The organism is Natrinema sp. LJW11 (genome assembly GCF_056135975.1).
This window is the reverse complement of sequence record NZ_JBWBDM010000010.1, coordinates 81,713-97,925: the sequence shown is the minus strand read 5'-3', so window position 1 is coordinate 97,925 and position 16,213 is coordinate 81,713. Positions and strand designations below refer to the sequence as shown.

Annotated in this window: 17 protein-coding genes and 4 pseudogenes; 8 read left to right on the top strand and 13 right to left on the bottom strand. The window is 52.7% G+C overall.

The window, feature by feature from the left end:
* Nucleotides 1-48 precede the first annotated feature (48 nt).
* A complete protein-coding gene (locus AC0QDI_RS22100; RefSeq protein ID WP_474671893.1) occupies nucleotides 49-1,053 on the bottom strand; it encodes a TAXI family TRAP transporter solute-binding subunit in 1,005 nt (334 codons plus the stop codon).
* A gap of 132 nt (nucleotides 1,054-1,185) precedes the next feature.
* Here AC0QDI_RS22100 and AC0QDI_RS22095 point away from each other — a divergent pair, with 132 nt between their 5' ends.
* Together AC0QDI_RS22095 and AC0QDI_RS22090 are read left to right on the top strand one after the other, a co-directional pair.
* On the top strand, nucleotides 1,186-1,815 hold the full coding sequence (locus tag AC0QDI_RS22095) for a flavin reductase family protein (protein WP_474671891.1): 630 nt from the start codon (nucleotides 1,186-1,188) through the stop codon (nucleotides 1,813-1,815).
* A 159-nt stretch (nucleotides 1,816-1,974) separates the two neighbouring features.
* Nucleotides 1,975-3,159, top strand: coding sequence for a CaiB/BaiF CoA transferase family protein (locus AC0QDI_RS22090; protein WP_474671989.1), 1,185 nt, complete (start codon nucleotides 1,975-1,977; stop codon nucleotides 3,157-3,159).
* Nucleotides 3,160-4,683: 1,524 nt separating this feature from the next.
* Here the strand turns inward: AC0QDI_RS22090 and AC0QDI_RS22085 are convergent.
* Nucleotides 4,684-4,901, bottom strand: a pseudogene (locus tag AC0QDI_RS22085) (2,3-bisphosphoglycerate-independent phosphoglycerate mutase); the annotation flags it as partial.
* Nucleotides 4,902-4,947: 46 nt separating this feature from the next.
* Between AC0QDI_RS22085 and AC0QDI_RS22080 the strand changes: the two are divergent.
* On the top strand, nucleotides 4,948-5,583 hold the full coding sequence (locus AC0QDI_RS22080) for an IS6 family transposase (protein WP_474671889.1): 636 nt from the start codon (nucleotides 4,948-4,950) through the stop codon (nucleotides 5,581-5,583).
* Nucleotides 5,584-5,597: 14 nt separating this feature from the next.
* Here AC0QDI_RS22080 and AC0QDI_RS22075 read toward each other — a convergent pair.
* The 3 genes and pseudogenes from AC0QDI_RS22075 to AC0QDI_RS22065 all read right to left on the bottom strand — a co-directional run.
* Nucleotides 5,598-5,884: pseudogene (locus AC0QDI_RS22075) on the bottom strand (2,3-bisphosphoglycerate-independent phosphoglycerate mutase); the annotation flags it as partial.
* 173 nt (nucleotides 5,885-6,057) lie between these two features.
* Nucleotides 6,058-6,849 (bottom strand): IclR family transcriptional regulator, encoded by a 792-nt coding sequence (locus tag AC0QDI_RS22070; RefSeq protein WP_474671887.1) that lies wholly within the window; start codon nucleotides 6,847-6,849, stop codon nucleotides 6,058-6,060.
* 167 nt (nucleotides 6,850-7,016) lie between these two features.
* Nucleotides 7,017-8,017: pseudogene (locus AC0QDI_RS22065) on the bottom strand (IS630 family transposase).
* Nucleotides 8,018-8,373: 356 nt separating this feature from the next.
* On the opposite strand from AC0QDI_RS22065, the gene AC0QDI_RS22060 reads away from it, so the two are divergent.
* The 3 genes from AC0QDI_RS22060 (at nucleotide 8,374) to AC0QDI_RS22050 (ending at nucleotide 10,101) form a co-directional block, all read left to right on the top strand.
* Nucleotides 8,374-8,553, top strand: coding sequence for a DUF7837 family putative zinc-binding protein (locus AC0QDI_RS22060; RefSeq protein ID WP_474671885.1), 180 nt, complete (start codon nucleotides 8,374-8,376; stop codon nucleotides 8,551-8,553).
* Nucleotides 8,554-8,934: 381 nt separating this feature from the next.
* Nucleotides 8,935-9,525, top strand: a complete 591-nt coding sequence (locus AC0QDI_RS22055; RefSeq protein WP_474671884.1) for an RNA polymerase sigma factor — start codon at nucleotides 8,935-8,937, stop codon at nucleotides 9,523-9,525.
* A gap of 18 nt (nucleotides 9,526-9,543) precedes the next feature.
* On the top strand, nucleotides 9,544-10,101 hold the full coding sequence (locus AC0QDI_RS22050) for a hypothetical protein (protein ID WP_474671882.1): 558 nt from the start codon (nucleotides 9,544-9,546) through the stop codon (nucleotides 10,099-10,101).
* 440 nt (nucleotides 10,102-10,541) lie between these two features.
* On the opposite strand, the gene AC0QDI_RS22045 is transcribed toward AC0QDI_RS22050, so the two are convergent.
* The 4 genes from AC0QDI_RS22045 to AC0QDI_RS22030 form a co-directional block, all read right to left on the bottom strand.
* A complete protein-coding gene (locus AC0QDI_RS22045; protein ID WP_474671880.1) occupies nucleotides 10,542-11,051 on the bottom strand; it encodes an HTH domain-containing protein in 510 nt (169 codons plus the stop codon).
* Between the two features lie 132 nt (nucleotides 11,052-11,183).
* Complete coding sequence (locus tag AC0QDI_RS22040) at nucleotides 11,184-11,384, bottom strand: HalOD1 output domain-containing protein (protein ID WP_474671878.1); 201 nt, start codon at nucleotides 11,382-11,384, stop codon at nucleotides 11,184-11,186.
* Between the two features lie 133 nt (nucleotides 11,385-11,517).
* Complete coding sequence (locus tag AC0QDI_RS22035) at nucleotides 11,518-11,679, bottom strand: helix-turn-helix domain-containing protein (protein WP_474671987.1); 162 nt, start codon at nucleotides 11,677-11,679, stop codon at nucleotides 11,518-11,520.
* 252 nt (nucleotides 11,680-11,931) lie between these two features.
* Nucleotides 11,932-12,168, bottom strand: a complete 237-nt coding sequence (locus tag AC0QDI_RS22030; protein ID WP_474671876.1) for a bacterio-opsin activator domain-containing protein — start codon at nucleotides 12,166-12,168, stop codon at nucleotides 11,932-11,934.
* A gap of 306 nt (nucleotides 12,169-12,474) precedes the next feature.
* Between AC0QDI_RS22030 and AC0QDI_RS22025 the strand changes: the two genes are divergently transcribed.
* Entirely contained in the window at nucleotides 12,475-13,035 is a 561-nt protein-coding gene (locus AC0QDI_RS22025) for a TATA-box-binding protein (protein ID WP_474671874.1), read from the top strand.
* 52 nt (nucleotides 13,036-13,087) lie between these two features.
* Here the strand turns inward: AC0QDI_RS22025 and AC0QDI_RS22020 are convergent, their stop codons facing one another.
* The gene (locus tag AC0QDI_RS22020) at nucleotides 13,088-13,363 is read right to left on the bottom strand and encodes a HalOD1 output domain-containing protein (RefSeq protein WP_474671872.1); all 276 of its coding nucleotides are present in this window, start codon (nucleotides 13,361-13,363) and stop codon (nucleotides 13,088-13,090) included.
* A 100-nt stretch (nucleotides 13,364-13,463) separates the two neighbouring features.
* Complete coding sequence (locus tag AC0QDI_RS22015) at nucleotides 13,464-14,123, bottom strand: helix-turn-helix domain-containing protein (protein ID WP_474671870.1); 660 nt, start codon at nucleotides 14,121-14,123, stop codon at nucleotides 13,464-13,466.
* 172 nt (nucleotides 14,124-14,295) lie between these two features.
* Between AC0QDI_RS22015 and AC0QDI_RS22010 the strand changes: the two genes are divergently transcribed.
* Nucleotides 14,296-14,457: a DUF7563 family protein gene (locus AC0QDI_RS22010; protein WP_474671868.1), complete on the top strand. Its 162-nt coding sequence runs from the start codon at nucleotides 14,296-14,298 to the stop codon at nucleotides 14,455-14,457.
* A gap of 94 nt (nucleotides 14,458-14,551) precedes the next feature.
* On the opposite strand, the gene AC0QDI_RS22005 is transcribed toward AC0QDI_RS22010, so the two are convergent.
* Entirely contained in the window at nucleotides 14,552-14,860 is a 309-nt protein-coding gene (locus AC0QDI_RS22005; protein ID WP_098727586.1) for a thiamine-binding protein, read from the bottom strand.
* A 152-nt stretch (nucleotides 14,861-15,012) separates the two neighbouring features.
* Nucleotides 15,013-15,835 (bottom strand): annotated as a pseudogene (locus tag AC0QDI_RS22000) (transposase).
* Nucleotides 15,836-16,213 lie beyond the last annotated feature (378 nt).

Sequence of the window (16,213 nt, the reverse complement as noted above, 5' to 3'; positions counted from 1 at the left end):
ATATGGTGGTGTGTGGTCTGAACGGTTCCTCCGTGAAGAACACGACAGTTACAGGCTCGCCCCGTTGTCCTCGTAGAACTGCTGTGCGCCCGGATGAAGGGGCATATCCTCCGACAGCATGCTGGTCATGGCCTCAATGTCCGTGTGGTCGGGATAGGTATTGTCCGCTTCGCGGACGACGTTGTTCGCCTCGTGGCTCACCCGGCAGAGTTCGGCGACGGCGTCGTTTGATACGTCCTCACCCAGATATATATGAAATGGCATCGGCCAAGAGACGACCTCGTTGACGCCAACGTCCTGTTCCCATCCGTAGGTTTCGATCGTCTCAACGAAGGTCGAACTGGTCGCCTCGATGCCGCTGATCAGCGTGTCAGTGGCCTCGACGGCGTGGAGATCGTTTCGTGCGTCGACTTCGTCGGTCCATCCTGCAAGATCGGTATTGTTGGTCCCGTAGATGAGAACAACGTCGACGCGGCCCTCGTCGATGGCACCAGCGACTTCGCCAACCTCAAGGTTGACGACCTTCGGTTCAATGTCCTCCCAGACGCCAGCGTTTTGTAGCACTTCCTCGGCAAGTCGACGTAGGCCGAAACTAGGCGGCAGCACGTAGACGTTGACGTCCATCTCGACGATATCGTCGAACGTCTCGACGCCGCTATCTGCGGTCGCGACGAAGTAGTGTTGCAATGACGTTAGATGCATAACCTGTTGTGCTAGGCTCTCCACTGGCTGCTGGTCGAAAGGTTCACGCTCGTCCTGGGCACGCCGGACAATATCAAGTCCTGCTGAGTAGCCGTTGATATCACCGCTCGCGAACTGTCGAATGCTCGCCGGATCGCCAGAGTTCTGCTGGACGCGAAGCCTGATGTCCTCACCTTCCTGTTGAACGGCACGTTGGAGCGCACTTGTCGACTGTGCAGAGGAAGTCCCGCTTCCGGGGTTGGAGACGCTGAGAGTGGTCATATCGCCGTTACTTGAACATCCTGCGAGGCCAGCGATCGATGCACCAGCCATCCCTGCGAGGAACCGTCGACGTCGTACTGAGTCGAACATAGATCGTATTGGACAGACTTTAGTTATAGTTCTACCGGTTTTATAGATATTGTCGGGTTGAACTCTCGTTGGGTCGGATGGGGAGCAGGCGTAGCGAAAGAACCAAATCAATCGTTCGTCATGCGATAAATGATGCCCGTCTCATTTAGACCCAAGGAGGTCGAAAACAGGAAGGTCTATCGAACGCTGGTCGGCACTGTCGTTCCGCGTCCTATCGGGTGGATTTCGACGTGCGACGCCGACGGTAACGCAAACCTCGCCCCGTTTAGCTTTTTCGGCGTCGCCTGTGTCGATCCGCCGATGGTCCACTTCACGCACGGAACTACCGCCGATGGGTCATTAAAAGATACTGCGAACAACATCCACGAAACGGGCGAATTCGTTCACAACCTTGTAACTGAAGAGACTCTGGAAGATATGCATAACTCGAGTGCGTCATTCCCACCAGATGAAAGCGAGTTCGACGCCTGTGATATCGCGGCTACTCCTTCGAGCACCGTCGCCCCGCCTCGCGTCGTAGACTCCCCGGTATCGTTCGAATGTTCGCTTCACGAGGCACTCGAACTTGGAACGCATACGCTGTTCATCGGCGAGATACAGTGCGTTCACTTCAACCCCGCCGTCACGACGGCCGACGGCGAACTCGATATTGACAAGTTCGACGGCGTCGGCCGGCTCACTGCCGGCCGCTACGCAACACTTGAGTCCCAGCTCTCACTCGAGAGCGTGAAAGCTGAGGACTTCCCAAAGGAGGCGAACTGATCTCGTTGTGAGCGGTCACCTGATGCAATCGACATCTCGTGTCGCGGGGGTTTTTAGTCCGAAGTAAGGGCGTATTGAGCGGTGCACACCGCCCTTGAGGCTGATTTCGGCGGCTTAGGTCCACAAGGTCTTTATTCGTTGGGCAGAATCGCACTTGATATGAAGCCGTTAGACGATGTTACTGTCGTCGACTTCACACAGTCGATCGCTGGTCCAGTCTGTACCCAACTGCTTGGTGAGATGGGGGCGACCGTTATGAAGGTCGAACCTCCATCAGGTGACAACTTTCGCAGTCTTATGGGCGGCAGCATGTTTACACCCTTCAATCACGGAAAACAGAGCATCTGTATCGATATGAAAACCGACGAGGGGCTCTCAGTCGTGACGGATCTCGTCGAGGAAGCCGATGTCATTGTCGAGAGCTTTCGTCCCGGTGTCCTAAGGACGTTCGACCTGGATTACGATTCGGTCTCGAAACGAAACGAAGACATTGTCTACTGTTCGCTGACTGGGTTCGGACGAACCGGACCCTACAGTTCTTACCCCGGTTACGACCCCTGCGTACAGGCCGTCTCAGGTTTGATGGCGATCACCGGCTACATGGACCGACCGCCCGTACGTATCCGAGCAAGTCTCATCGACTGTGGAACCGGCGCGAACGCGGCATTCGCGATTCTTGCCGCGATCCGACAGCACGACCGAAACGGCGAGGGAACTCAGATCGACATTTCCCTGTTTGACGTCGCCATCGCTTGGATGTCGTACTGGATCTCGCGGTACGATCGGACGGGAGAAATCCCCGATCGCGCAGGCGGCCGCGGTATCGGTAGCGCACCGAACGGTGTCTTCCCAACGGGTGACGGACACATTTACGTGGCGACACTCTCGGATGCGATGTACGACCGACTCTGTTCGGTGCTTGACCGGCCAGATCTCCTCGAAGACGAGCGTTTCGAGACTATCGACGGGCGTCTCGAGCATCGCGAACTGCTTCGCGACGAGTTCACTGCAGAGTTTGCCGCCCGTGATGCAATCGAACTTGAGGGCGAACTACTAGACGGGGGTGTTCCCTCAGGTGCCGTTCGGACCGTCGCGGAACTCGTCGACTCCGATCCCCATGTTGAGGAACGCTCGATGCTTACCGAATCGTACAACCCCGAAACCGATGAATCGGTCATCGCACCAGCTCTCCCGTTCAAGTTTAGCTCTCCCATCCACGACGGATCATTCTCTTCGAACCCGCCGAAAAAGGGTGAACAGACCACAATGGTTCTCGAAGCGCTCTCCTATTCCGACGATGAAATCGACCAACTGCTTGAACGGGACGTCGTCTTCGTGGACTAACACCGGGGACTATTGTATCTGCGGACAGTTATCCGCGATCTGCAGACTTTTACTCTCCGTAGGAGCGTATAAGACCGTTTGTTTTGGTTCCATAGGTCTATTGGGGCGACAGACTTCAAAATGAGACAGACTCTAATTGCTTGCTTCGTCCGACGGTCGCACCCATCTGCGTTGAACGCCGTGGAGTGTTGATTTCAAATCATTGAACAAGCCGCAGTATTTCCTGAGGTCTTGGGCTACACTTCGTTTCGCAATACGATAGAAATTTCGACCATCGCTCTCAAATCGAAATCGATTTAGAACTCATACTTGATATAACTAATATTAATTAAATACCCCAAGTGATTTGGGGGACAGACGCGATTCATATTTTGGTAGTGGCCGAACCGATACCCAGAGGAGCCGTCTGTCGTCTGCTTTCAATTACATACATACGTTTGTAATGTAAAACGAATACCTGTCCACTTGAGGACCGCTAACGTCTCTGGCACGAATCGAAATTAGACATTTATTTCTCATAACGAAATATATTCTATATCGACGCTATACCTGAGTTTGCCTGAGACCGGGTATTTACGCGGATAGAAACTTTATTGGCGATATGCCTTACAAGACGAATGATATAGTATTTCGAGATGTGAAATTCCTTTCGGAGACCGCGAGTTACTATTGAAACCCCCTCGTATAAACACCCACTTTCGTGAAAATGTCGCTCACTACAGTTGCGCAAGTACCTTTTTCCGCCTCGGGTTCGCTCGCTGCGCTCGCTCACCTCTCGTCTGCTCACGGTCGCTACGCGACCGTTCGCATGGCCCGCGGGACCCCCGGTCCCGCGCTGGCGCAAAAATATACGCTAAAAAGACCGCCTCCGCGGGCTTCGCCCGCTTCGGCGGTGAACTGCTCGTCACGGTAACTCCTTCACCTATATTGATCATTAGAGGGCTCTGTCAAGATTGTGGACGACACACGCAAGGGCAAGTTCACGAACAGCCACCACCAATGTCGTAAATGGACGTACGCGCCGTATCTCCGCTTGAGTCGAGATTCACCGTTTCACTCCGACTCTGTTGTCCGTTAGAGTTCAGCATCTTGCTGAGCATTCCACGCTTTCTACAACGATAAGAACTCACGACGTTTGATGGGTGGTCGAATCCCATTCTTGCGGGCCATTACTCGAATATGTTGATTGTCGTACCACCTTGTCTACAAGCAAAAATCTGACTTGAGTTGCGTTGCGGTTGACGAAAGATAGTGCGATCTCTGTATCGCGTTTTTGGGTGGTTGTAACGCAAAAATTAAGGGACGTGTTTGATTCGTATCAACTAATAGCGTGCTGAATCGTTAGCTTTGCCAGTTTCGTATAGTGTTTCAAGGCGTAATTTCGGTCGAACCCTGATGCATCGATACTAACGCTGCTGTTTGTCGGGAGCAGCGAAACAGAGCCCCGACGGCGTCGACGGCCGACTCGGTTGTCTACTTGGCATCCCGGTTCACAATCGCGTCGTAGGCCTGTTCCCAGTTCTAGTCGAGGTCCATCGCATGATACGCTCCGAGATCATCACCACGTCGCCAGTGCCATGGTCGGCGACGACGTTTTCAAGCGTCTCGAAATACTCTTGACTACCCGCTCGGCGAGTGTCCCGTCAGTCGGTGATTGCGTGGGTGACCGCTTCGACGTCGCGGTCAGCTGCCAGTTCGATTAGCGCATGTATATGTTTTTGGTCAGAGTAGACGGCGCTGTTTCGTTAAGCGTGAAAGAAGTGAGGCGATACGATTTTGTGGTGCTCTATGCCAAAAATCGACCGCCTCAGCGGATGTGGCGACTGGATCAATTTGAGTTTTGTGGAGCGAGAGCGGACACCGCGCCAGCTAATAGAGCTCGGTATTCGACTCCATCTTGCTGGTCTTTCGCTTTCGGATACCGTTCGAGAATTGGAGAAGTTTGGTGTCAAACGGAGTCGCAAGGCTGTTCACGATTGGGTTCATAAGTGCGATCTACAGCCCGCTGGTGACGAGAATCCGAATCACGTCGCACTCGACGAGACGGTGATTCAACTTGACGAACATCGATATTGGCTGTACACCGCTGTTGATCCAAAGACGAACAAAATCCTCCATACGCGGCTGTACTCGACGACTACGACCGTGTTGACAGAACGGTTCCTGCAGGAACTCACTGAGAAACACGATCTCGACGATGCCGTGTTTCTCGTTGATGGGGCAAAACATCTCCAAACTGCACTCCGTCGATTCGGGCTCCGATTTCGATACGAAAACCATGGAAATCGGAACGCTGTTGAACGTATATTCAGAGAGATAAAACGTCGAACCTCTTCGTTCTCAAACTGCTTTAGTCACGCAAAACCGTCAACAGCTGAATCATGGCTGCACGCCTTCGCCGTCTGGCACAATGCTACAATCTAAACACGACCGCTCGAAGCTACCATGATTCCTTCGTTCTCGCGTAACGAGCCGTCGACGATCGAATCCGAAATTCGGGTGTACTCCTGGTAGAGGATCCGATCGACACCGATGTTGAAGTAACCGGCTCACTGTTGCCTATCTGTCCCTCCGGCAAGCCGCCGTGATAGCCTTGGACCTCGAGTGTGCCGTACCACCGACATCGGTATATCGGTCAAACACGGGTGTGTTGCCGGCTGCGACGGCGTTCATTCCGCTGTTTCTGAGTTCCCCACCCATCGACGATGGTCAACGCTGCGTCCATGTGCGACGTCTCGCCTGCCAGTCGTAACTATAGTAGTCACTGAAATCAATGCACACCTGATCGCATGATAACGATGCGATCAGCGTGTAAATCAGTTCAGTGATTACTATAGCTGTCTTTATCGACGACACCGACACTCGGACGATATCACTATTGGCGAACCATCGAACTCCTCAGGCGTGTGCAAGGTTCAACTCAAGTTCGTTGACGACGCTGCGGGTCATGTCTGGAATTTCCTGTTCGAAGCGCTCGCCCTGCATCCGATGGCTCGGGCCAGCGACGGCGAACGCACCGAGAACAGTTCCATCTCCGGCAAGTAGCGGAACGGCGACAGCGTGTAGTCCGTGCGTGCTCTCGTCGATGTTCCGTGCGTAGCCACGTTCGCGAATCTTTTCGAGTTCCTCAAACAGTGTCTCTTCATTAGTAATTGTCTCGCCGGTCGCTGGCGGCAACCCGTGCCAATCGACAATCTCGCGCGCTCGATTTTCGGACATGCTCGCTAGGATGGCTTTGCCGGCAGCGAGTTGATGCATATAGAAGCGCTTTCCGATGCGAGCGCGACTGAAGACGCCGTTTTCGCCCGCCTTTCGTGCGAGAATGACAGTCTGGCCTCGCTGGTCAGTTGAAAACTGCACGGTCTCCTCAGTAAGATCAGCAAGTTCGCGGACTTTCGGCTGGATATAGTGGCGGCCATCGATCTGGTGGAGCGCGTAACCGCCGACGTCCAGAAATCGCAGTCCGATTTGGTACTTGTTTTCGTCCCGGACAACGTAATCGTGTTTCAGGAGCGTTATCAGGTGTTTGTGGATTGTGCCCTTCGACTTCCCAACTGCCTCGGCCAGTTCCGAGACGGTAGCGCCGTTTCGTGCTTGCAGTTCGTTAACAATTGTGATTGATGTTTCGACACTCTTAATCGTGGGGGAGGAGAGCCCGTGGTCAAGATCACTGGTATCGTTCGTGGGCATGGATGTCATCTATCGCGTGTATACTCATAAGTTTACGCAGTCGAAACAGATCGGGACATTCGTTTCGCGACAGTGTTCCGACACGCTTTCCCTTCGTCGATTGTACAAATATGTATAGCTCAAAACCATGAAAAATATCGCACTTCGTGGGACCGCTATAGCAGTAGTTAGAAATAGTTGCTCACTTTTGGCGTGGGGAATTGATCGAGAGCTGTATCAACCGCTGTCGTCAGCTCGTCAAGCGAATCAAAGAAGCGGTTGCTAAGAGACGCTTGAAGCTGTCTCCAGCATTCCTCGACAGGATTCAACTCCGGCGAATACGACGGCAACGTCACGAAGGCGAGGTCGTCACGGGCCGCAAGGTCCGTGACGGCCGACGCTCGAAAATACGGCGCTCCATCCAACACAATAATCAAGTCATCTTCGAACTCTTTGCATAACGCGAGAATGAAATGTTTTGCGTGATCGGCAGTCACGTACTCCTTAAACCGAAAGAAAAAGCGATCACCGTCTTCGGTGATCGCGCCTAAGAGACACGTCCAGTCGCGTTGTCCAGATAATTCAACTGACGGTCGCGTGCCGCGCGGAAACCACGCGGCACGCGGCTCAACTTGGACGGATTTCTTGGTTTGATCGATACAGACTACTGTGGCGTCCATCTCCCGCCGCTTTTTTTGAGTTCCTCGCGGAACGTTTCTTGGTCTTCAGAATCTGATTCAGCAGCTGTAGGGCGTGGTTTTTGATAGCTCAATCCCGCTTCTTTGAGCAACCGCCGGCAGCTCGGGGTTGAGTACTCGACATCGTAGGTCTCGTTGAGATACTGCTGGACGAGCGCCGGCGTCCACGCCGGCGCGTCTACCCCAACTTCTTCGGGAGATTCGTGGACAGTTTCTTCGAACTCTTGCTGCTCTTTTTCTGAGAGTTTCCTCTTTCTCCCAGACCGGTGAGTATCAGTAATAGCCTGCTCAAGCGACTCGTCAGTGTCGAGTCGCTTGAGCTAACTGTAGATTGTTCGTCGGCCAGTGTTGTGCCACTCGGCAAGTTCGGTTTGCGTGACGCCGTTCTTGTACTCAATTGCCGCTAACAACCGTTGTGTCGGCTTCTTTCCCTCGACCTTGTCGAGTGTGTCGTGAAGTTCTTCGACGGAGATCTCGTCGAGGTGATCCATTAGAAATAGTAACAATCTATGGGCTGAAATTTCTAACGGTTACTATAGGAGGTCACGCTGGAAACCTGTGAGGTCGTCCATGCAATGGTCTCTCACCCCTTAGAAGTTGTTATATGCAAAATACAGATAGGTATGTGAGTATTATAGCCCTCTCTTTATATGCGAGCAAGGTAAGGAGAATGCTTAGAATCTGACCTTCGCGGCCTCATAGGATGCCTATCTCGTGATCAACAAGTTTGTTGAATTCCTTCTACCAACACTCTATAGGACTCTTTTACTTTCACTGGGGCCGGCACACCTTTTTCACTCGAAAGATCAAACACATCGAGCTGTGGATTCCCCCTGTCACACGCTCCATGGCTTCACCCCGGTTCCCTATAGCAGTCGAAAACCAGACGCTCGGAAACTGCCCGTTCTGTAACGCTAGAATCCCAGAACATCAATACATCATCGAGTTCGTGACGAACGGCAAGCAACGAGTATTCGCAGAATGTCCTGAATGCCGTCAAGTCGTTGATCCGGAAAGTGCCGATTGACTACACAGGAGTCACCATCGATTTCGCTAGGGGTAAAACCTCCCCGTGAACAATAAGCACGCCTATCCAACGGCTGTTTCAGCAAGAAAATTGTCGATATAATGATATTTCAACAGAGCCGAACGATTGTATAACGCCCTCCGCCAAGCGTGTCAAGAATGCCTCGGCCCCGTGGTTTCGCAATCGAGGAGCCGCTAGCAGAAGAATTCAATACGGTCGCAACGCGCGGGTGTACCACCTCACCCCTACTCGCTCACCGCTACGCCGGTTCGCTCCTTGAGAGTGGACTTCCTGTTTCCACGACGCGCTTTGCAGACTCACCAATGGCGAGCCCATCGGCGATAGACTTTTACGTCGTTGCTACAAATATGTAGTAATTTGATGGCCCATCAGCCCACCATCTCCGAAGAAACCGAATTCGATGGCCTGCCTCGCCGACTCCCAGACCAAGAGGCCGTCCTCATCGGGCGAGTCGGAGGCCACACCGAGTTCAGTGGCCTGGTAGCCTACTATATCCACGATCGGGGGAGCATCCTGCTCGGTCGGTACGAGAACCGGGAATTCGTCCCGGGGTATACGATTGAGTGTGAGAGTCGGCTGATATCAGCCTGTGTTCGGGAATTCAGCACGGCCGACGCAGAGACCGAGCTATCAAGCGTTGGGAAAGCCCTCCTGCAAGCATGGCACTTCGGTGATCTCACACCGCTGAGCCACAAACAAGCCCACGTCTACGCGCTCCGCGAGAAAGCAGGCTTTAGCCGGGACGCAACGGCTGCAATCCTCAACATCTCGCCGAGCACCGTCGATACGCATCTACAACGAGCGAAGGAGAAGCTGACCGCAGCAGAGAATCTCGTCCGGTTCGCTCGGGTGGACTCGGACGAACTCGCTGATGTCAATCCAGAGTTCTTCGACGAAGCCGTGGTCGGAGACGAGGCTAACAGTTCAAATGACATCACCCCGCTCTCGTAAGATGCGAGGAACCGCTGAATGAGTCGCTTTCCGTCGCCGACGCTCGCAGACCGTATCGATGATCGAATTCAGGAACTGGAAGATGGGTTCGTCCGTCTCGGAGACAAGGACACTCCATTCACGCTTCAGGGAGGAGGAGAACCCTTAGAAGAGGCTCAGCAGCTTCACAACGAACGTGACGAGGAATCGAACGAACCAGTCACGAGGGCCGTGTCGAAGTGGCGGGCGGACATGATGGGCTTCGATTTCCCGTTCGTCGATACGATTCCACTTGAGGAACAGTGCAGTCGGGCGAACCAGGTGGCCGAGTTGGCGACCGAGGAGGATGTTGTCGATAGAATCGACCGCGCTGTCGCGTTCCAAAGTGACACCGTACGGGGGAAGTACTGGCGTGGAGTAGGGTTGATCGAGATCGGGACGGATCCGGACGACTTCCCCGGTTTCCAGGCAGGCGTAGTACTCGCCCACGAAGTGGGCCACGCGTTCTACGACGCGTGGAGTCCCGACAGTGGCATCGAAGAGCAACCACGACTCTTCCACGACAGACGAAAAGGAACAGGCTCAGGTACTTTCTGAGCGGCTTCACGGACCGATGATCGAGACGGATGGGCCATTCGTGGATTACCGGAAGGGAAGTGACGAGGAACTCGCTGCTGCCGTGTTCGCGTCTCGAATCATCGAACCGACTGCTGCACAGCGGATTGCCCCGGACGCAGTGCGTCGATTGGAGGAAGTCTTCGGTAACCTCTCTGACAATCTGTTTTGAGAGCTCAACCCTTCTGTGTAGATACGGCTTGAGAGTCCCCAATGTATCCCCGAATCCTCGATGATTGCGGCAAATGTTCCAGTAATAGCGGCCGCCCTATTCACGGTTTGATGGCTACAACGACCGGGGGCCTTCCGGAGCGTGAGTCGACCCTCAGTCGGCGACTCGCGTTCGACTGGACCGACTCTCAGTCGCTTCTTCAAATATCACCGGGTGAACCAGAAGAACGACTGATAGTAGTAGGGAGCCATCACTGCTCGCCTTCAGCCGAATGTGAGTCCGGTTGGTCCGTTGACTCATCCTCGTTGGCCCATGTTTCGAGGTGACTCAGACAATCTTCGATAGTCTGCACCCGGTCTGCTTCGGAACAGGGAAATACGGCTTGGAGGTCGTTATCTTCGTAGACTGCCAAACAAATGATCGGGAAGACCACTTCCTCCCACGTTTCATCACTGAGCATCGATGTCGCCGTCCGCTTCCTGAATGCTGGGCCAAGACTATGACCGTTTTCTTCTGCCCATGCTTCGAACTCAGCGAATTGCTCGAGGACGTCGTTCGCGGGAGATTCCTGGACACCGTCTGTCGGAATCCCCACGGACCTTCCCCAGACCTCGATCGTGAACGATGCTATCTTCCCGGTCTCCTCAAGCTGACGTAATCGAGTGATGAGTTTTCGTTGTCTCTCGTGTGCGCCGTCGGATATGTGACTGCGAACACGCACTTCGACCCGTGGTTTTGATGGGGCATGTTCAACTGGCATAGGGATCCTCCCGGGAATCGAGAGTACGCGTGTGAGACGGGAAACTCTTTGCCGCCCTGGAATTCAGGAAGCTGGTATCCTCGCCGGTACAGGCACCCCATCCGCCAACCCAACCGTCTCGTGAGCTCGCTGTTACTCGTAGACGTGCTCGTGCCCGGTGACTTTGAGGACGACACCGTACCCCTGATGCTTAAACGCGAGCGAGCCATCGGACGGCAGACGCCCGTTCGCGAACAGCGAGTCCAGTGCGTCTGGATCGATGGTTTCGTACAACGGCTCGATGTCTGTTGTCTCCTGTCCCGAGACCGAAGAGAGCGCCCGAACGATTGACAAACACGGACCGGGAGTCCATTCAAATGTATGCTGTGGCTCAATATGGCTGTAATCGCTCGAACTCATCAACCCAGCTACAGGCTGGGCTGGGATATTGAACGAGTTTCCACAGGGAACATCTCTATGTGGCCCTTTATTCGCGCTCGAAGGGGAGTAACGTTTGGGCAATGAGATTGCGGATCCCTCGACGGAGTCGGTCGGAGACCGCTCGATACGAGATCTCGAAGTGCTCGCCGAGTTCCTCTTGGGTCGTTTCGCGTGGCCGCTCGAAGTACCCTTCTTGATAGGCGACTATCAGTGTCTCTCGCTGAACCGATGTGAGATCGCGGCCTCGGCCTTCGACGTGCTCAGCGAGGTCATAGAGTCCGGTGAGTGTAACGGCAATCCTATGTATTTCGAAGAGTTGTTGAAACTGGACGATGCTCTCTCAGTCTTGTGCGCGGACCTTGAACCGTCATTGTTCGGCGGTCCCGATTGACTCGACGATCGTCCCATCTAACTGTTTGATTCCTTTGATTACATCCGCATGCGGAGACCACTCTGCCTGTTACAGACCACCGTTCCCCACTGCCTCCAGCAGTTTGACATCGGCGAAGGCGGGTTCTTCGGTGGCGTGGGCCAAGACGATGTCCGGTTTAGCACCCCATACCCAGAAAAACGGTGACGCTTTCTCACCAGTCGGGGCGATCCGATCGACCTCGATCTCTATGTCTGAGTTCTCGACGAGCGCATCGCCGAGTGGCAGTGCGTCTGGCGGGATCGCGAATTCAGCAATAAGAGCCATTCTACCCCCGACTATGTGCTACTCCGTTACTGGAGCACCGACGTGGGCGCAGAAGTGGTGGAGGACCGGCTGTTAATCACCGCTGACAGCGCGCTTCCGGTAAAGAGTCTATCTCCTCGATTCCGATGGGAGGGGAAACCATTGGTTCCTGACAGGCAGGAAGAAGTCTTGAAAGCATCGCCGATAACAGAGAAAGCCATCACGCTATGGTTTTGATAGCCTTTCCAAGAAAGTAGCTTTCAGAACCATCTTTCATAATTAGAGAGTGCTAGTTTGATACTGGTTCGCTAGAGATACCTTTGCAACATGACTGAACCAGTGGAGACTATTGAAATTCAGAATGTTGTTGCGTCGACGGGTATCGAGCAAGAGCTGAATCTTGAACAGTTAGGACTTGATCTTGGGGAAGCTGACTATGACCCTGAGAATTTTCCTGGACTTGTATACCGGACACAGGACCCGAAAGCTGCTGCCCTCATTTTTCGGTCGGGAAAGATTGTCTGTACAGGAGCAAACAGCGAAGAGACAGCACGCGGATCACTTAGCATAGTCTTCGATGAATTACGTGATCTCGGAATTGATGTCGCTGAGTCATCACCAACCGAGGTGCAAAATATTGTTGCAAGCGTTGACTTCGGTCACCGTCTCAACCTGAATGCGATCGCCATCGGTCTTGGACTCGAGAATATTGAGTATGAACCGGAACAGTTCCCTGGACTGGTGTACCGTCTTGATGAGCCATCAGTCGTTGTGCTGCTCTTTGGAAGTGGGAAAGCCGTCGTCACTGGGGCTAAGACCACTGACGATGTGACCGAGGCAACTAAGGCTGTTGAGACAAGGCTAACGGACTTAGGCCTATTTGAGTGATGTCAGCCGGAGACTGGGTTAGAAAACAGATTCTCCTTGTTGCACAACAGTATCACTCTGTCCCATCAATCAATTCCGTGGTGATATTAGCATTTCTATCAACATGTACGTTGTATCCGCAATAGGTGAAAGAAACACTCCCTTCACGTTCGAGACTTGCCGAAGCCGTTGACTGAAAAAGTGAATTCAATGCATCAGGATCAATTACAGAATGCAGAGGTGGCGATAGTTGAGTGGGACTTGTTCCTTCGCGATTAGCAATTTCTTCAACGATTTTCGTACCCAGATTCGGTGTAGACTGCTCTTGGTGATACGTCGCTTGAGGCATTAACAGGTGACATTTCGGCATAGTCACTCTCAAATCTACCGCAGCATTATGCGGTCGATTAAATAGGGGGAAAAGGGAAGGAAGTTTTCTTAACTACTTATTATGAATTGAAGTATTGCTTGAACATCTTTGCCTTAATTGTTCTCAGGTGCGAGGACAGGGTTGATGGTGTAATGCCAAGCTCCTCGGCAACCTCTTCAGCGTCGGCACCCTCCGGGTCAAAATAACCCATCTCCGTTGCAGTTTGACCGACTTCGTGCTGACGGTCAGTTAGTTGAATATGAACACCTGTTTCTGCAGTTTTACTCTGATCATCGTCACCGTATATTTTATTTATTTTACACTCCACATCTTCTTGTTCACAATACGTCTGAAAGTTCGCAAGTTGGTTCCTATCTGCCGCATGTAATCGAAGACGCCATCCGCTATCAGCATTTACAACATCAAGAATACGTAAACCACGTTCAGCCATTTCCGGCGTGATAACTTTCACCTCAGAACTAAGACGTACACGATAGATACGATGGTCATTGAATTTGGAGATAGATTCCCAATCAGTTACTGTAGAATCCGAATCAAGCTCTGATTCAAATGTCTGATATGAGGGTGTCTTTACTGAGTAGAATAACACTGGCGAATCAGAGAATGTTGCTGGCTGAGATTCGATTCCGATATGGAGGTCTGGTACGGCATCAAGTGTTGAAGTTAATGTAAGGTCTGGATGTTTAACCGTAATTTCAGCGATATAGCTTGCCACCATGTGTGTGACACGGCAGCAAGGATCAGGAAAAGTATTTTGAAGTCGTATTGCACTCGTATCTATCGGGAACAAAATACCGTGGAGGAAGATGATAACTCATGGTTGTATTTTGTCTAGTCTGATACGAATATAGCTGTGGCAGTTAATCTCATCACGTTATACAAGGGCCGACATGGAAGGAGAACATATGCCTCATTGTAGTGACTGTGACGCGTTTATCACCCGAGACTTTATCCGAGTATTCGGTATTGATGGCGAGGTCCACGGCTGTCCGAACTGTATGACTTATCGAGAGCTACAGGTTGGAAGTGGTGTATCGTCAGAGCAGACGTAACTTTGTCTAATCACGAATCGATCACGCCATCTTATGCAAGTTGAAATAAGCAGCGTCGTACTGAACGGGGCCTCTCAGGGCTGGCGGATCCACGCTACATGTTCTTCTCTGGGTCGCGGCCAAGTACACTGGCCACAGATTTAACGCGATCCTCGGCGTGCTGATCACTTCCCTGGTCATCAACTTCAACGGATGTGATAATTCGATCGGCCTCAACTGCGTTGTGTGCCGCTTGGATTGCTTCGAATACCTCATCGACGTCGTTGGCTTCGATGACCGTGTCTGTTGCGGTCATTTTGTATGAGATATCGAACTCGTCTAGTGCGTCGATAGCCTGTGCGATGTCTTCGGACAGACTTCCGTCGTGGACTGGGATGACCTCGAATCTGGCGATGATAGTCATGAGTTTTCACCTCTAAATGTGCATGGTGGGGTCGACTACCCCACGTAGCACGGTTGTAGTACGAGAACAGTGTCAATAGAGATTCGGGGCCATCAAAATTTCTGTCTGTATATTTTATTTAAGTGTTCTGTTGAATAAATGCTAAATTACGCTTATAACGGCTCACACAGCGATTCTATATTGATGAGGACGAACATCAGGACAATCTCACGGAACTGGCGATACCAGCCCAGCGCTCGCACAGCGTCGCCGAGCGAGCGCTTTGTTGTTGAGTACGTGGTTTCGGCCATCCAGCGCTGAGAGTAACCTTTTGCCCGGATGAGCGAGTTGTTCACGACTGCATTCGGTGATGAGCCGCGGTAGTGAACAAGGTACTCAACGTCATGTGCGGAGATTTCGTACTCAGTGTGCCAGTCTTGGAACCCGTTGTCGCCAACCACGGACTGCAGGTCGTCCGTCGAAACGCGGACGACCTGCAGTCCGTCCTTCGTATTGTGCTTCCACCGTGCTGTGATATGGACATCAAGAACAGCGAGCGACTCGGTATCAGTTAATGTCGTCGCGTTCAGCGTCTGAACGATATTTCCTGACCGCTGGCGGAAGTACGACGAAGAACGGCGGCGGTCAAAGAACGTGCTGTCGAGAGCAGCGTGACCAGACTGGGTGTTGCTGCGCTGAAACGCGCAGCAACACCCGCCACACCCACATTTTCAGCCGGTCGAACGACTTGTAGATCATGCTGTAGTCGGGGAGGTTCTCTCGATCGAGACCGAGTACATCACGAACCTCGGTCATATACTTCAACCGATTCGGTGTTTCACGGTAGCTGTAGCCTTCTTCGAGCCGGAAATAGTGTAGGACGGCATGGACCCAGCGGGCGAACTCGCCGCTGGCGGGTTCGCCCGCGTGCTTCCCCAACGCTTGTTTAGCTGGGTCACGACACTGCTCAACGAAGTCGAGGATATCGATTCCCATAGGACAGAATCGAATTCCACGGCCTCACCTTCTAAGCCAGTGATATCGGCTGATTAGATCGCTGTTCAACAGAGCAAGCACGATCTGGTTCACGATCCATACACGGGCCGGTGGGACCGTGGCTGGACAAATGCTCTCGGATATACGCGGTCCCATTTCACACCTGACTAAGGACAACCGGCTGAATCCGGTTCTGACGAACGGGAGACACGAAATATTCCGCTTGGCCGGGCGGAGAAGAAACGTGAGCAGTTCCAGAAAACCGGGATGAATGCGAACGACACGATCGATGCAGCTCTCGTGTATTCTGGGCTCGATCTTGATCTCGGGTTTGAGGATGGAACGATCACGGCGAACTCTTTCGAGGATAATGTAGTT

Coding starts and splice junctions, on each gene's coding strand:
- AC0QDI_RS22030 (WP_474671876.1), bottom strand. CDS start 12,168: ATGGCTCTTATTGCTGAATTCGCGATCCCGCCAGACGCACTGCCACTC.
- AC0QDI_RS22055 (WP_474671884.1), top strand. CDS start 8,935: ATGGCCCATCAGCCCACCATCTCCGAAGAAACCGAATTCGATGGCCTG.
- AC0QDI_RS22015 (WP_474671870.1), bottom strand. CDS start 14,123: ATGGTGGCAAGCTATATCGCTGAAATTACGGTTAAACATCCAGACCTT.
- AC0QDI_RS22070 (WP_474671887.1), bottom strand. CDS start 6,849: ATGCCCACGAACGATACCAGTGATCTTGACCACGGGCTCTCCTCCCCC.
- AC0QDI_RS22060 (WP_474671885.1), top strand. CDS start 8,374: ATGGCTTCACCCCGGTTCCCTATAGCAGTCGAAAACCAGACGCTCGGA.
- AC0QDI_RS22095 (WP_474671891.1), top strand. CDS start 1,186: ATGCCCGTCTCATTTAGACCCAAGGAGGTCGAAAACAGGAAGGTCTAT.
- AC0QDI_RS22010 (WP_474671868.1), top strand. CDS start 14,296: ATGGAAGGAGAACATATGCCTCATTGTAGTGACTGTGACGCGTTTATC.
- AC0QDI_RS22025 (WP_474671874.1), top strand. CDS start 12,475: ATGACTGAACCAGTGGAGACTATTGAAATTCAGAATGTTGTTGCGTCG.
- AC0QDI_RS22005 (WP_098727586.1), bottom strand. CDS start 14,860: ATGACTATCATCGCCAGATTCGAGGTCATCCCAGTCCACGACGGAAGT.
- AC0QDI_RS22050 (WP_474671882.1), top strand. CDS start 9,544: ATGAGTCGCTTTCCGTCGCCGACGCTCGCAGACCGTATCGATGATCGA.
- AC0QDI_RS22090 (WP_474671989.1), top strand. CDS start 1,975: ATGAAGCCGTTAGACGATGTTACTGTCGTCGACTTCACACAGTCGATC.
- AC0QDI_RS22100 (WP_474671893.1), bottom strand. CDS start 1,053: ATGTTCGACTCAGTACGACGTCGACGGTTCCTCGCAGGGATGGCTGGT.
- AC0QDI_RS22020 (WP_474671872.1), bottom strand. CDS start 13,363: ATGCCTCAAGCGACGTATCACCAAGAGCAGTCTACACCGAATCTGGGT.
- AC0QDI_RS22080 (WP_474671889.1), top strand. CDS start 4,948: ATGCCAAAAATCGACCGCCTCAGCGGATGTGGCGACTGGATCAATTTG.
- AC0QDI_RS22045 (WP_474671880.1), bottom strand. CDS start 11,051: ATGCCAGTTGAACATGCCCCATCAAAACCACGGGTCGAAGTGCGTGTT.